Raw genomic sequence first — 14,522 nt, forward strand, 5'->3', positions numbered from 1 at the left:
GTGGCGGTGCACCATCCTTTGGTGCGCTGCGGGGCAAGCTGTTGGTAATAAACTGTTCGTTAGGGTAAAGGAGGTCTTGCTTCAAGCCCAGGGGGTGGAAGGGCCATGTCGATCGCGTCCAGGACGCCGGACCGGTCCGGCTTCACCCGCCGTTTCCTTCATCTTGCCGGTGGCTTCTGGTCGGGTGGTGCCCGCTCGGACGGGCGGAACTGGATGGTGTGGCTTCTCGCCGGGGCGCTGGGGCTTCTGACGGTCGGGCAGGTGGTGGTTCCCATCCTGCTGAATCTGTGGAGCCAGCATCTGTTCGACGCGCTGGAGCAGCGCTCCATGGACCGCTTCGTGCTGATGATCGCGGCGGCGGGCGGGATCATCCTGTTCAACATCGTCAACACCATCCTGCATCTGCGGGTGAAGCGCCGCCTGCAACTGGGTTGGCGGACATGGCTGACGCAGAAGCTGCTGGGCGACTGGCTGACGCGCGGCCGGCAGCATCAGGTGACCTACCTGCCCGGCGACCACGACAACCCGGACGGGCGCATCGCCGAGGACATCCGCATCGCCACGGAGGCGGCGATCGATCTCGCCCTGTCATTGTCCTACTGCGCGCTTTTGCTGATCAGCTTCACCAATATCCTGTGGCGGTTGTCCGGTTCGCCGGAGGTGACGCTGGCCGGAAGCACTGTCCACGTACCGGGTTATCTGCTCTACATCGCGCTGGTCTACGCGGCCGTCGGGACGAGCATCGCCCTGTTGATGGGAAAGCCGCTGGTGAGGGCGGTGAACCGGCGGCAAGGGCACGAGGCCTCCTTCCGCTTCGGCCTTGCCCGCGTGCGCGAGAACGCGCAGGACGTGGCGCTCCTGCATGGGGAGTCGGGCGAACGCGACCGCTTGGGCGTGCTGTTCGGCGGGGTGCAGCGGGGCTGGAACGGCCAGACGCACGCCCTGTCCAACATGATGGTCTTCAGCGCCGCCTATTCGGTGCTGTCCGCCGTCTTCCCGATCCTGGTCGCTTCGCCCAGCTACATCGCCGGTGCCATCTCGCTCGGCGTGCTGATGCAGACGGCGCAGGCTTTCCAGCAGACGGTGGGCGCCCTGTCCTGGCCCATCGACAACCTTGCCCGCGCGGCGGAGTGGAAGGCGTCGGTGGAGCGCGTGCTGGGCCTGCACGAGGCGCTCCAGCGCCTGGACCGCGAGATCGACGGGCAGGGAACGGAGCGCATCACCGTGGAGCGCAGCGACGGCGAGCATTGCCTGAGCTTCCGCGGGCTGTCCATCGCCGAGCCGGACGGGCGGCGTGTGGTGGAACCCTTCGACCTGGAGATCCGCCCCGGCGAGCGCGTGCTGATCGTCGGCGATCCCGCGGCGGCGGTGCGGCTGTTCCGTGCGGTGGCGCGGGTCTGGCCCTGGGGCGGGGGAGGCATCGTCCTGCCCGCGCTCACCCGCGTGTTCTTCATGGCCGAGCGCCCCTATCTGCCGCACGACACGCTGCGCGCCGCCCTCAGCTACCCCCTGGGGGCGGAAACGGTTGGCGATGCCGCGGCGGCGGCGGCGCTGGATCGGGTCGGCCTCGGCCATCTCCGGGCCAGGCTGGACGAGTCCGACAGCTGGGACGAGGTTCTGGCGGTGTCGGAGCAGCAATTGCTGGGCTTCGCCCGCCTGCTGATCCGCCGCCCGGACTGGATCTTCCTGGAGGACGCCACCGACAGCCTCGATCCGCGGACCGAGGAGGCGATGCTGCGCCTGATCGACAGTGAGTTCCCCGCCGCCACCCTGATCACCATCGGCAGCCATCCCGGCCTGGAAGCGCACCACCGCCGCAAGCTGGTGCTGGAGCGATGCGATGACACGGTGCGCATGCGCGAGGAGCCCCGCGGGGACCGGAGGATCGCGGCGGTCGCGGAGTAGGGGGCGCCTCGCTACCGGGCCCGCTACCGGGAGAGCACAGCGGCTTGCAGCCGGCGCACCAGACCGGTCAAGGCCGCGCGGCGCTCCTCCTCGGAGCGGTTGTCGGTCAAGGTTTCCTCATGGATGCGCGTCGTCAGCGCGGACAGCTGATCCGTGAAGCCGGCGCGATGCTTCTCGTCGAAAAAGGGCAGGAAGACGTCGGAGACGCCGAGGCGGCGGCTCAACTCCTCGATGGGTAGAATTTTGACCGGGCCGCGCCGACGCTCCACATCCGCGAATCCCTGGATCAGCGCGATCTGGTCGAGGAAATACGCCATGTTGCGCTGTCGCATCCAGTGCAGAAGGGCGGTGGCCGTGCGCTCCAGAACCTCCCGTGTGGAAGCGGTCGGGCGCAGCACGATCAGCCCGTTGCTGATGGTGTTGTAGAGACAATCCAGGCTGTCCGGCCGATGGATGAGCATCGCCTCCTCATCCGGCGCCATGGCCTCGACGAGGCGCCGCGGGTCGATCGGCAGCAGGGCGTCGATGTCGATCATCACCAGCGGTGGGCGCCCATGGAGATCCAGCACGTCCGGTGCCCTCATCAGCCGCAGGCAGGTGTAGAGGGTGCGCCGGCTGGCCGGATCGAGATCCGGCGGCGTGCGTTCCGTGCTGACGGTAAGGCGGCAGCGCCGCAGCAACGCCCGCAGGCCGGCGACCACCTCCGCGATGTCGGGGCCGGGGTCCGCGACGTGGATGTGCATCCGTTGCCCCACGCCGCAAAAGGCATCCACCGTCAGCAGAAGGGGGGCCGCGAACAGCTTCAGGTAACGGTTGTCGCAGGCGGCGAACAGAAGAGGCCCCACGCCATCGACGGCCGGTTCCGATTGGAAGCCGGTCCGGTAGTCCGCCAGTTCCGCCAGCGGCACCGACCGGCAGAGGGCATCGAATTCGTCGCCGAAGGTGACATGGCGCAGGAAGGGCAGGGCGGGGACCAGCGCCTTCAGCACCGCCCGGCCCGCCTCCTCGCTCCCCGGCTTCCGCAGGAGCAGCGAACCGCGCAGGAAGTCGATCCAGGGCAGCAACTCCCGGTTTTCGATCGCCGCCGCCTGGCAGAAGTGATCCAGCGCCTGCTTCGCGGCGTCCGGTCGCCCCGCCCCGATCCGGTCGTTCGCCACATGCATGGCGATGTAGACGGGGGCCTTCCAGAACAGATGCTCCGCCCGCGCCGCAGCCATCATCCCGCGGGCATGGGCGGCGAGAGCGGAGCCGTTGTCTTCGCGTGCATCGAGAAGGGCTGCGTTTTCCCAAGCCGTATAGTTTGTGGGCTGCAGGGCCGCGGTGTCCCTGTAGGCCGTCGCGGCCCGGCCGGCTTCGCCCGCCGCCTGCGCCGCCTCGGCCAGGTGAAATCGGTCCTGCGCGTCGTCGGGGCGCAACCGGATCACCCGCGCGAGCAGGGTGCTGGCCCGGTCCGCCTGTCGCGCCGACAGCAGGGACAGCCCCAGTCCGGACAGCACCGCCGGTGCCGAGGGATCAAGCGCCGCCGCCGCTTGGAACGTGGGAATGGCAGCCCCGGAATCACCGGCTTTCTGGAGGGTCAAGGCCAGATTGAAGGCCGTGAAGGAGGCCGCCGGGCAGAGCCGGAAGGCCCGGCGGTAGGCCGTCAGGGTGGTGTCGGACGGCTTGGGGTCGCCCGTCGCGCACCCGGCCGCGTCCAACTCGGCGGTCGTGTGGGCGATCCCCTCTTGGGCGGCGCCGTCAGCCGGATCGATGATTTGGGCGGTGCGGTAGGCGGCCAAGGCCTCGGCGTGGCGTCCGCTGGCCCGCCGCAAGCCTCCGAGCGCGACCAGCGGTCCAGCCCCCGGAGCCAGGGCGAAGCCGCTCCGCAGGGCTGCCTCCGCCTCAGCGAAGCGTCCGAGAGCCTTCAGGGCGAGCGCGAGGTTGGAGTGATAGGTGGCGACGTTGCCGCGGCGGGCGATGGCATCGGTGATCAGGGACGCCCCTTCCGCAGGGTCGCCGGCTTGGCTTCGCAGCACCCCGAGAAGATGCAGCGCGTCGGGATGACCGGGCTGCCGCTCCAGGAGCGTCCGGTAAAGCGGCTCGGCCTCGACGAGCCTGCCGGTCCGGTGCAGGGCCACGGCGTTCGCCAGAAGCGTCTCGGGGGGGATTGGCGCGTTCATGGGGAACGTCCCGGATTTGAAGGGGATGACCGGCTTTTCTACTCCGGGGCGGCCTTCGCGCTCAACAATCATGCCGAAAGGTGATTTCGCAGGATTGCCTTTCCCGTTGCGACAGGGTTTCCTTGAACCTCGGTGGTCCAAGGTCAAGGCGCGGGAGCGAGAGGCAGCGGTCATGCAGGATCTTTCCCTGAGCTTCCGGCAGGCGGTGGCGCTGCATCAGCAAGGGCGCCTGCCGGAAGCGAATGCGGCGTACCGTGCCGTTCTCGACGCCATGCCGGACCATGCGGACACGTTGCGGCTGTGGGGGCTGGTCGCCTTGCAGTCCGGTGCCGCCGGGGCGGCCTGTGCGCGCCTGTCCTGCGCGGTTGCGGCCAATCCCGGCTCGGCAGAGGCGCTGCACGTGCTCGGCGGTGCGTTCCGGCAAACCGGCGATCTCGGGAAGGCGCTCGACTCCTACCGCCGCGCGACGGTGCTTCGGCCGGTCTTTCCCGAATGCCACTTCAATCATGGCAATGCCTTGATCCAGGCGGAGCGGCCGCTGGAGGCAGCGGTGGCCTACCGCATGGCGGTCGTTCAGCAGCCGCTGGCGGCGAACAGCCGTCTCAATCTGGCAGGGGTGCTCAACCGCATCGGAGATCCCGCGGGGGCAGCGCTCCAGGCTCGGGCTGCGGTGGCTCTGGAGCCCCATCAACCCGCGATGCTGACGGCGCTTGGCCGTGCCGAGACGGGCCTGGGGAACGCCGTCGCCGCTGAACGGACGCATGGTCGCGCCCACCGGCTGGACCCTCGGCAGGAGCCTCTTGCCTATGAGCACGGCTTGGCCTTGTCGGCGATCGGCCGAATCGAGGAGGCCGGCGTTCTCCTGCACGCCCTGGCCCGCTCCACCGACGCCTCCGTGAGGCTGGGGGCCAAGCTCGCTCTGCACCGGCTGGTGCTCCGCTGCATCGATGTCGATGACTACCGGAGAGCCGCTGCCGTCACCATGAACGGCTGGAGCGGGCAGGGGAGCCATGGAGCGGCGATGCTGCCGATGAGGGTCCGCCTCGAGTCCTCCAGCGCATGCAACCTGCGGTGCCGTCACTGCACCACCGGCGTGGCGTACCACAGCACCGAACGTCGCTTGCTGAAGCCGGAGTTGTTCGAGCGAATCCTGCAGGATCTCAAGGGTATCGAGGCGCTGGTCAGTTGCGTCATGTATCTGGGCGGGGAACCGTTGATGAATCCCCAGCTGGAAAGGATGATCCGGCGTTTGAGGGACGAGACGTCGATCGATCAGATCCATTTCGTCACCAACGCCATGCTGGTGACCGAAGAGCGTTGCCGTGAACTGGCGGACAGCGGCGTGGCGCGGATCATCGTCTCGATCGACGGCCGCTCGCCGGAGGAGAACGATGCCATCCGCCGGGGATCCCACTATCCCACGGTGCGCCAAAACCTGAACCTGATGCGCCGGTACCTGGAACCCGCCGGCGTGCAGTTGGACATCTCCAACAACATCCTGCGCCGCCCGGGGGATCCTCCGACCGCTGCGACACCGGCCTTTCTGATCCGGGATTTTCCCGGCCTGTCGATCGCCACGAACTACGCCTACAAATGGCCGGGCTGGACGCAGACGGAAGAGGAAGCGGCGCTGGCGGTCGAGGTCAATCCGGGTCGGCGCCGTGGCTTTTGCGGTGCACCGTTCACGGAAACGGTGATCCGGCCCAACGGCGACGTGACGCTGTGCTGCTACGACATTTCCGGCATCGAGGTGATGGGCAACCTGAGGCAGGGCAGCCTGGAAGAGATATGGAACGGCGAGCGCTACCGTGCGGTGAGGCTGGCCATGATGGCCGGTGACGAGGCGGCTTTGCCCGGCGTGTGCCGGAATTGTCCGGTCTACACGGGCGAGGAGATTCAGGAGCGGCCGGCGAACCTGCCCGTCCCCGGCGTGGCGGCGGTTTGACCGCCAAGCGCCCCGCCGATCAGCGCGGAGTACCATTTGGCGGATTCCTTCGGCGTCCGCGCCTGCGTCTCGAAGTCCACATGGACGATGCCGAACCGCGTGCCGTAGCCACCCCCCCATTCGAAGTTGTCGAGCAGAGACCACACGAAGTAGCCGCGCACGTCGGCCCCGTCCCTCACCGCCCTCGCCATCTCGCCGATGCAGGCCTGCAGATAGTCCAGCCGCTCCCGGTCCATCACGATCCCCTGCGCGTCCGGGGACTCCGGCGCCTTGGTGCCGTAGCCGTTCTCCGTCACGTAGATCGGCAGGCGGTAGCGCGCTGCGGCGTGCATCAAGGCCTCGTGGAAGGCGCTGGGCTGGAGCGGCCAGCCGATGTCGGTGCGCGGCATGCCCTTGGGTGGGGCACCGAACCCGCATCCCCAGACGGCACCCGGCTCGGCCTGGGCGAAGAGGGGGGCGTAATGGTTCATGCCGAACCAGTCCACCGGCCGGCAGATCCGCGCCATGTCGCCCGCCTGGACATAGGGCTCGATGGCGCGGGCGATGCGCGGCGGGTAGCGGCCCAGAATCTGCGCGTCGGGGAAACACAGGTTCCACAGCTCGTCGAACAGGGCCGCCGCCTCGACGTTCTCGGGCGCCGGGTCGGCGGGACGGCAGGGCTGGAAACTGTGCACCGCCCCGATGGAGGCGCCCGGCACCAGAGCGCGCAGCACGTCCACACCGGCCCCATGGGCGAGGTTGGTGTGGTGGATGACCTTCAGATGCTCCCCGCGGTCGGACACGCTGGGGGCGCCCCAGCCGAGCGCGTAGCCGAACAGGGTGAAGACGGAGAACTCGTTGAAGGTCGCCCAGCGCGTCACCCGGTCGCCGAAGCGGCGGGCGCAGAGGACGGCGTAGTCGGCGTACCAGCCGGCGCTGTCGCGGTTCGCCCAGCCGCCGAGGTCCTGCAAAGCCTGTGGCAGGTCCCAATGGTAGAGGCAGGCCCAGGGCTCGATGCCCGCCTCCAGAAGCCGGTCGATCAGACGGTCGTAGAAGTCCAGCCCGGCCTCGTTCACCGCCCCGCGCCCGCGCGGCAGGACGCGTGGCCAGGAGATCGAGAAGCGGTAGGCGCCGACCCCGATGTCGCGCAGCAGAGCCACATCCTCGGCGTAGCGGTGGTAGTGGTCGCAGGCGACGTCGCCGGTGTCGCCGTTGTCCACCCGGCCCTTCAGGCGGCAGAAGCTGTCCCAGATGCTGGGTGCCCGACCGTCCTCCGTCGCGGCACCTTCGACCTGAAAGGCCGAGGTCGAGGTTCCCCAGAGGAATCCTTCAGGAAAAACAGCCTTATGTTCCAAGGGAGACCGCTCCGTCGAACCGTTCGCTCGTCATTATGCCTGTTTCTTGACCATTCTGCCAAAGGTAGTATGGGTGTTGTGATTGAGGCGTATGGAGACCACGATGGCAGTCCTGCCGAAGGATTTTGTTTGGGGCGTCTCCACCTCCGCCTATCAGATCGAGGGGGCCGCGGCGGAGGACGGGCGCGGACCCAGCATCTGGGACACGCGCTGCCGCACGGCGGGCGGGGTGGTGAACGGCGACACCGGCGACGTCGCCTGCGACCACTACCACCGCTACGCCGAGGATGTGGCGCTGATGCGCGGGCTGGGGGTGGATGCCTACCGGTTCTCCGTGGCGTGGCCCAGGGTGCTGCCGCGGGGACGCGGGATGGCCAACGAGGCCGGGCTGGACTTCTACGACCGCCTGATCGACACGGTGCTGGAGGCTGGCATCGAGCCCTGGCTGTGCGTCTATCACTGGGATTTGCCACAGGCGCTGCAGGATCTCGGCGGCTGGGCCAACCGGGACAGCGCCGGCTGGTACGCCGATTACACGACTCTGCTGGCGCGGCGTTACGGCGACCGGGTGAAGCGCTGGATCACCTTCAACGAATTCTCCGTCTTCACCCTGTTCGGCTATGCCATTCCCTGGGCGGCTCCCGGCATCACCGACCGGGGCCAGCATCTGCGAGCCATCCATCACGTGAACCTTGCCCACGGGGCCGGGGTCGACGCGGTCCGGGCCCTGGTGCCCGGTGCGTCCATCGGCGCGGTGCACAACCGCCAGCGGGTGTTGCCGGAAGGCGGCAAGCCGGAGAACGCGGAAGCCGCCGCCCTGCTGGACGAGCATTGGAACCTGGCCTTCTGCGACCCGCAGCTTCTCGGCCACTACCCGCCGCGCGTCGCCCGCGCCATCGAGCCTTGCGTGAAGGCCGGTGACATGGCGCGGATCTGCCGGCCCATGGACTGGTTCGGCCTGAACCATTACGGGCCGATTTTCGCCCGGGTGAACCCGGAGACCACCTGGGGCTATGGCTGGGGTGACGCCCCGCCCGATTCGCCGACGCACGGTGTCGGATGGGCGGTTTTTCCCGACGCCTTCCGCGATGAGTTGCTGGAGATCACCCGCCGCTACCGCATGCCCATCGTCATTACGGAAAACGGTTGCGGCGGCAGCGATTCGCCGGACGAATCGGGGGACATCGTCGATCAGCACCGAATCAATTATCTGCAGCTCTATAACGCCTCAATGCACGAAGCGATTCGCGGCGGAGCGGATGTGCGCGGTTACTTCGTCTGGTCGCTTCTGGATAATTTCGAGTGGGGAAGCGGTTATGGCAACCGTTTCGGCATCGTCCACGTCGACTTCGAATCGCAGAAACGCACTCCGAAAGCCTCTGCCCGTTGGTACGCCGACCTGATAAAGCGCGCGCGTTCCGCCACCTGAGCGGGCGGCGATTTTATCATCGAAGCCTACTATTTCCATTCGACTGGCACGCCCGCCCGCGTGTCCTGCATGAAACACATTACACATTTGCATGTTAAACCTGATGCACAGGCTTGCGCTTTGCGCATCACTTTGCCCATCCTCCGTCTTGGATCATTCGTTCTCGAAGGAAACTGACATGCAAAGCAGCGACACCGACGGTTCTGAGAATTCGGCCACCGATCTGGTTGCCATGACGGGTAAGATCGTTGCGTCTTATGTCCGCTCGAACCAGATCGCGGTGAATGATCTTCCGAACCTCATCCGGATCGTCCATCAAAGTCTGTCGGGCACCGGCCGTCCGGCCGAACCGGAAGCGGTTGAGCTGCGTCCTGCCGTGCCGGTGAAGAAGTCGGTGATGCCGGACTACATCGTTTGCCTTGAGGACGGCAAGAAACTGAAGATGCTGAAGCGCTATTTGCGCACGGCTTATGGAATGACGCCCGACGAATACCGCCGGAAGTGGGGCCTGCCCGCGGATTATCCGATGACCGCGCCGAACTATGCGGAGCAGCGTTCCGCCTTCGCGAAGTCGATCGGTCTCGGCAAGAAGGCCGCCGCGCCGGTCAAACCGGCCCGCCGTGGCCGCGCCAAGAACGTCGCCTGATCGCATCCATGCCCCGAATCGCCCCTTTCCCGCGCTTGGGAAGGGGGCGGCGGGCATGACCGCCGGTTTTTGCCCGCAGCGGCTTCAGCGTTGCGCGATCCGCGGCGTAGCCAGGCTGTTCAGGCTGGTGATCCATTCCGACAGGGTGACGAAACGGCAACCGCGGGTGCGCAGAAGGCCGATGGCACGGGGAAGCGCCTCCGCCGTCGCGTTGTAGGTGGTGTGCATCAGGACGACGCTGCCAATGGTGCCGGTGGCTTCAAGCTGGGCCATGATCTTGCCGGCGTCGCGGGTGAACCAGTCGCGCGTGTCGACGTTCCACAGCGCCGGGCTCATTTTCTCCTGATCGACGGCCGTCAGCGTGTCGTTGTTCCAGCGTCCGGCGGGCGGGCGGAACAGCACCGGGTCGGCGCCAGCGGCGGCCAGGATGCGGTTCGTTTCCGCAATTTGCGCGCGCTGGGCCTCGGTGGTCAGGGTGCGCATGTTCGGGTGGGTCAGGCTGTGATTGCCGACCTCGTGGCCTTCCTGGACGATTCTCTGGATGATCCGCGGGTGGCGGACCGCGACGTTGCCGATGGGGAAGAAGGTTGCCCGTATCCCCTCGACGCGCAGGATGTCGAGGATGCGAGGGGTCACCGCCGGGTGCGGTCCGTCGTCGAAGGTCAAGGAGCAGAGGTTCCAACGGCTGGCCTTCAGGGCTCCGATGTCCACCCGCGCGTCGTTGCCGGGCACGATGGCGGCGATTCGTGACAGGCGGGCGGCTTGCCGCTCGATCTCCTGCATTTCCCGGCTCTGGTCCGGGCTGTAGGTCACGACACCGTTGTGGTCGTTGTCCTCAACGGCGGCAGGTGCCGCCGCCGGTTGCTCGACGGCGGCATCCACCACGAGACAACTGCCGCCACCGCCGACGATTCGGCGGCAGACGAAGTTTGGGTCGAGATCGGGCAGGGGAGCGGCCCGCAGGACGAAACCGGAGTCGGGAACCTCAGGCTTCTGCAGGAAGACTCGGGGAACGAGGTCGGCGACCATGTCGGGTTGGCGCCGGACAACCGCCTTCCAGGCGACCCAGGCGTCGGCCTCTGTTCGGTAGACGCCGAATTGCAGCATCTTGGCCGGCGGCTTCCCATCTGCGTCCTTCCGCACCGTGGTGACGGTTGCCAGATGTGACGGATCGGCCGCCTGGGCCGGCATCGCGACCGCGCCGCAGAGCGTGGACGCCATCAAGCCCGCGGCCAAAAGCCGATAACGGGACAGCCTCCGCGCCATGGCGGGGCCGAACATGTGGGAGGTGGAGAGGCCCGAACCTGAAATCATGTGCGATCGACCATCAACATCGCCGCAGTGAGATCAGGTGTGGGCGATACCTCTTATGAGATAGAGCAAAATTTATCGCGCCTCCATAAGGATCGGCGTCAAGACGTCGTTGTCACGGATTTCCCCGGTCTAATTTCCATAATGCACCTTATGGGGTTTTGGTGCTCACCCGACTGGAAGCAAAGGAAAATCCAAACACCGGCTTCGTACCTATGCTCTCCGCTCCTGGGGGTTCGATCTGCGTATCTCTTTTCAGCGACGCCGAAGGAGGGTCACACCGTCGCCCACGGGCAGCATGCACAGGGCCACCCTCTCGTCCTCCAGACGGGCCGCATTGAAGACACGGATGGCCTGGGTCTTATGCTTGCGATCGCTGGGGTCGGCGACCCGCCCGCGCCACAAGGTGTTGTCCACCACGATCAGGCCGCCGCGCCTCACGAGGGACAGACAGCGCTCGTAGTAAGCGTCGTAGTTTTCCTTGTCCGCATCGATGAAAGCGAAATCGAACGACTCGCCCTCTCTGTCATCGAGAAGCTTGTCCAGGCTGTCGAGCGCCGGCCCGATGCGCAGGTCGATCTTGTCCGCAACTCCGGCCTCGGACCAGATCGCGCGGGCCTGCGAGGTCCACTGCTCGTTGACGTCGAAACTGATGACGCGTCCATCATCCGGCAGGGACTGCGCCACCGTCAGCGCGCTGTATCCGGTGAAAGTGCCGATGTCCAAGGTTCGGCGTGCGCCGATCATCTCGACGAGGAATGCCAGGAGTTGGCCTTCCTCCGGCGCGATCTGATAATGGGCCTCGGTCAGTTTGGCCGTCTCGGCGCGCAGTTTCGCCTGGATGGCGGTCTCGCGCAGGGAAGCGTCGAGCATGTACCGGTAGATGGCCTCGGGCATGAAGATCGACTGCACGGTCAAGGAATCCGCTCCCCACTCTGGCCACCCGCTCCTTGCGGGCGTCCGTTCACATGTGGGGAGCCTCGGCAATTCCGAAAGCTCTTCCCTCGTGCCTCTCCGATGGTCGCACCCGCAGCCTGTCAGTCGGGAGTCCGTCCGAAAGCGAAGCGCAGGGCGTCGGCCACGGCCAACGGAAGCATCGAGCCGTGGCTTTCCTCGACGAAGTCATGGAAGGCGAGCCGCAAACCCGGAACCGTCGCGAGGGTGGCCGCAACCTCCCTCCCCGTCTGCCCGGCGCGCAAGCGCTTCAGCCGCTCGGCCTCCGTCGGCGGCAATGGGCGTTCCACCAGTTTGCCGGACGTCTCGATCAGCAGCGCCGTGCCGGGCGCCACGCCTGCGCGCGCTGTTCGATCGAGGAACGCCGCCTGCTCCTTCAGGATGCCCTGCCCGTTCCACCAGATCGCCGGGTCGGCCGCGACGTAGGTCTGGAACAGGTCACCCCTGGTGTAGAGAACGTAGAGGGAGAACAGCCCACCCAGCGAATGGCCGAACAGGGTCCGGCGTTGCCGGTCGATGGGCAGGCGCGTTTCGACCGCCGGGATCACCTGGGTCTCAACGAAGGCCAGGAAATCGTCGCGCCCGCCGGTTTCGATGACGGAGGCTCCGTCCCGCGATGGCGGAATGAACTCCGGCGGAGTCGGCGGTGTCAGGTCCCGGTAACGGCGGAGGACGTCGAACGGCCCGTCGATTGGATAGCCGATTCCGACGATCACCGCAGAACCGTAGGGGTCCGGCGGATTCGGACCGATGACCGTCTCCATCATCGGCACGGTCGCGTTGCCGTCCAGGAGGTAGATGACCGGATAGCCGCCCGGTGGCGGCGGTTCAACGGGGCGGACGAGAAAGACCCGGTAATCCAGGCCCGTCCGGTCGGCGCGCAGATCGAATGATTCCACCTTGCGGGCTTCCTTCACGGCTTCGGCCGTCACGATTTCCACCGGCGCGGCCTGGACGCCGAAGCCGGAGAAGGCCACCAACAGCACGGTCGTGGCAAAGCGGAGCATTGGCGGTTCCTGCGCAATCGGACGGTGTGCACCGGCGCATCGGTTGGAACCGTGCCGGTGGATTCATGTTGTTGCACGGTCAGCAGCAGGAGAGCAACACGATGAGAAAGCTCCTTTCCGCAACGGCGGTCACCCTCGTCATGGTCGCGGCCGGGCCCTCGCTCGCCCAGCAGAGCGCCGCCATCGCCAACCCGGCCAACGCCTACCGGGAGGTGAAGGACGACAACGTCATGGTGCCGTCCCTCAAGCGGACGGTCGGGCAGTTGGACGACATGGACGTCCTCGGGCCGGACGGCACGAAGATCGGCGAGGTGGAGGAGGTGCTGATGGACGCCTCCGGACAACCGGTCGCCGTGGTGGTGGACGTGGAGCATGGCGTGGGGATCGGCGACAAGGAGGTGATCGTCGGGCTGGACCAGCTTCGCGACGATGGGCGGACCCTGACGACCGCGCTGACGAACGCGCAGCTCGGCACCCTGCCGATCTGGGACGATTGAGGCGGAACCGGGCCGGACAGACCGCGGCGCTGATCGCCCATTGGTTGTCCTTTCCCCCTTTTCGCTGTATCTGCAGACGCGGTGCGAAAAAGGGGGAAAAAGGCGATGGTCGTTTCGCTATCCCGGTGTCGATTTCCGTGGCGCGCCCTCCCCGTCTGTCTGGCGATCCTGATCGGTGCCGGCCTCCTCGTTCTGCCCGCCCAGGCACAGACGATTGCGCCGAAGGACGCGGTGGGGCGGCTGTTCGTCGGGCCATTGCTCGAATCGGGCTGGTTCGCGCCCTCCTTCCTGTCGGTGGTCGGCGTCGATCAGGTCACGGCGCTGGTGTCCGGTCTGAAAGGTGATTTCGGCGGGCGGGTCGCCGTCCATGACCACGCGCAAGGCGGGCGGGTCGAGTTGGAGCGGGCGGAGGTGCCCTTCACGGTGACGCTCGATGGAACGGGGCGGATCGCCGGGCTTTTCTTCGGGCCGCCCCAGCCCACGCGCGGCGATCCGGCGGCGCTCGCCGAGCGGATCGTGACAAGCGCGGTGGGCGAGAGCGCGGTCCTGTTGCTGGTGGATGGCAAGGAACTGGCGTCCCGCAACGCCGACGCGCCGATGGCCGTGGGGTCAGCCGTCAAGCTGGTCGTTCTGAAAGCCTATGAGGAGGCGATCCGCGACGGCATCCTGACCCGCAACCGCGTGGTTCCTCTCGACGGGGTGGATCGCTCCCTGCCCACGGGCGTCCTGCAACGGCTCGCCCCCGGAACGCCAGTCACCGTCGAAACCCTTGCGGCCTTGATGATCCAGCAGAGCGACAACACGGCGACCGACGCGCTGATCCGCCTTCTCGGGCCGGCGGCGATGGAACGTCTCAGCCCGCGCAACACCCCCTTCCTGACCACCGGCGCCCTATTCCGGCTGGCCGCGAAGGGGGCGGAGACCAAGCGCACCGCCTATCGCGCCGGCACGCCGGAGGAGCGGCGCGCCATCCTCGACGAATTGGCGGGAGTTCCCCTGCCCTCCCCGTCCGACCTGCTGCCCAGGGCGACGTGGCGGGACGCCGAATGGTATCTGACCGCGCGGGAGTTGTGCGACCTGCTGCTGGAACTGCGGGACGCTCCGGCGCTGAACGGCGCTCCCGAGCCGCTGGTGGCGGTCGAGGGCTGGCGGTGGACAGGATACAAGGGCGGTTCGGAGTTCGGCGTGCTCACCCTGTCGGCCGCCGGCATCACCGTCGATGGCCGGCCGGTCTGCGCCGTCCTCACCGCCAACAGCGGCCGGCCGCAGCCGGAGGACCGCCTCGCCCGGCTCTTCTCCACGCTGTTCCGCAGCGCGGAGAAGAGCCGATAAGGC

Annotated in this window: 11 protein-coding genes; 6 read left to right on the plus strand and 5 right to left on the minus strand. The window is 67.2% G+C overall.

Annotated features, from left to right (window positions below; genetic code table 11):
* Positions 1-105: 105 nt before the first annotated feature.
* On the plus strand, positions 106-1,905 hold the full coding sequence (locus tag Sp245p_RS29530) for an ABC transporter ATP-binding protein/permease (RefSeq protein ID WP_014242563.1): 1,800 nt from the start codon (positions 106-108) through the stop codon (positions 1,903-1,905).
* A gap of 23 nt (positions 1,906-1,928) precedes the next feature.
* Here Sp245p_RS29530 and Sp245p_RS29535 read toward each other — a convergent pair whose 3' ends face one another.
* Positions 1,929-4,064: a tetratricopeptide repeat protein gene (locus Sp245p_RS29535; protein ID WP_014242564.1), complete on the minus strand. Its 2,136-nt coding sequence runs from the start codon at positions 4,062-4,064 to the stop codon at positions 1,929-1,931.
* Between the two features lie 172 nt (positions 4,065-4,236).
* Here Sp245p_RS29535 and Sp245p_RS29540 point away from each other — a divergent pair, with 172 nt between their 5' ends.
* Entirely contained in the window at positions 4,237-6,009 is a 1,773-nt protein-coding gene (locus tag Sp245p_RS29540) for a radical SAM protein (RefSeq protein ID WP_014242565.1), read from the plus strand.
* On the opposite strand, the gene Sp245p_RS29545 is transcribed toward Sp245p_RS29540, so the two are convergent.
* Entirely contained in the window at positions 5,961-7,343 is a 1,383-nt protein-coding gene (locus tag Sp245p_RS29545; RefSeq protein ID WP_109139156.1) for a GH1 family beta-glucosidase, read from the minus strand. The two genes, Sp245p_RS29540 and Sp245p_RS29545, sit on opposite strands and share 49 nt — an antisense overlap.
* 103 nt (positions 7,344-7,446) lie before the next feature.
* Here Sp245p_RS29545 and Sp245p_RS29550 point away from each other — a divergent pair, with 103 nt between their 5' ends.
* Positions 7,447-8,772 carry a GH1 family beta-glucosidase gene (locus tag Sp245p_RS29550; RefSeq protein WP_109139213.1) on the plus strand — a complete coding sequence of 442 codons (1,326 nt, stop codon included), beginning with the start codon at positions 7,447-7,449 and terminating at the stop codon, positions 8,770-8,772.
* Positions 8,773-8,950: 178 nt separating this feature from the next.
* Entirely contained in the window at positions 8,951-9,418 is a 468-nt protein-coding gene (locus tag Sp245p_RS29555) for a Ros/MucR family transcriptional regulator (protein ID WP_014242569.1), read from the plus strand.
* Between the two features lie 84 nt (positions 9,419-9,502).
* Here the strand turns inward: Sp245p_RS29555 and Sp245p_RS29560 are convergent, their stop codons facing one another.
* The 3 genes from Sp245p_RS29560 to Sp245p_RS29570 form a co-directional block, all read right to left on the minus strand.
* A complete protein-coding gene (locus Sp245p_RS29560; protein ID WP_052584475.1) occupies positions 9,503-10,639 on the minus strand; it encodes a polysaccharide deacetylase family protein in 1,137 nt (378 codons plus the stop codon).
* Positions 10,640-10,984: 345 nt separating this feature from the next.
* On the minus strand, positions 10,985-11,647 hold the full coding sequence (locus Sp245p_RS29565; protein WP_014242572.1) for a class I SAM-dependent methyltransferase: 663 nt from the start codon (positions 11,645-11,647) through the stop codon (positions 10,985-10,987).
* Positions 11,648-11,766: 119 nt separating this feature from the next.
* Entirely contained in the window at positions 11,767-12,690 is a 924-nt protein-coding gene (locus tag Sp245p_RS29570) for an alpha/beta hydrolase (protein ID WP_014242573.1), read from the minus strand.
* A gap of 101 nt (positions 12,691-12,791) precedes the next feature.
* Here Sp245p_RS29570 and Sp245p_RS35225 point away from each other — a divergent pair, with 101 nt between their 5' ends.
* Both Sp245p_RS35225 and Sp245p_RS29580 read left to right on the plus strand, forming a co-directional pair.
* Positions 12,792-13,187: a PRC-barrel domain-containing protein gene (locus tag Sp245p_RS35225; RefSeq protein ID WP_014242574.1), complete on the plus strand. Its 396-nt coding sequence runs from the start codon at positions 12,792-12,794 to the stop codon at positions 13,185-13,187.
* A gap of 105 nt (positions 13,188-13,292) precedes the next feature.
* Positions 13,293-14,519 (plus strand): serine hydrolase, encoded by a 1,227-nt coding sequence (locus tag Sp245p_RS29580; protein ID WP_014242575.1) that lies wholly within the window; start codon positions 13,293-13,295, stop codon positions 14,517-14,519.
* Positions 14,520-14,522: the final 3 nt, after the last annotated feature.

Origin of the sequence: Azospirillum baldaniorum (assembly GCF_003119195.2) — a bacterium.
Lineage (GTDB): Bacteria > Pseudomonadota > Alphaproteobacteria > Azospirillales > Azospirillaceae > Azospirillum > Azospirillum baldaniorum.

Bases quoted from the DNA above. Each gene is read 5' to 3' on its own strand.
- Sp245p_RS29530 (WP_014242563.1), top strand. From the start codon at position 106: ATGTCGATCGCGTCCAGGACGCCGGACCGGTCCGGCTTCACCCGCCGT.
- Sp245p_RS29535 (WP_014242564.1), bottom strand. From the start codon at position 4,064: ATGAACGCGCCAATCCCCCCCGAGACGCTTCTGGCGAACGCCGTGGCC.
- Sp245p_RS29540 (WP_014242565.1), top strand. From the start codon at position 4,237: ATGCAGGATCTTTCCCTGAGCTTCCGGCAGGCGGTGGCGCTGCATCAG.
- Sp245p_RS29550 (WP_109139213.1), top strand. From the start codon at position 7,447: ATGGCAGTCCTGCCGAAGGATTTTGTTTGGGGCGTCTCCACCTCCGCC.
- Sp245p_RS29555 (WP_014242569.1), top strand. From the start codon at position 8,951: ATGCAAAGCAGCGACACCGACGGTTCTGAGAATTCGGCCACCGATCTG.
- Sp245p_RS29560 (WP_052584475.1), bottom strand. From the start codon at position 10,639: ATGGCGTCCACGCTCTGCGGCGCGGTCGCGATGCCGGCCCAGGCGGCC.
- Sp245p_RS29570 (WP_014242573.1), bottom strand. From the start codon at position 12,690: ATGCTCCGCTTTGCCACGACCGTGCTGTTGGTGGCCTTCTCCGGCTTC.
- Sp245p_RS35225 (WP_014242574.1), top strand. From the start codon at position 12,792: ATGAGAAAGCTCCTTTCCGCAACGGCGGTCACCCTCGTCATGGTCGCG.
- Sp245p_RS29580 (WP_014242575.1), top strand. From the start codon at position 13,293: ATGGTCGTTTCGCTATCCCGGTGTCGATTTCCGTGGCGCGCCCTCCCC.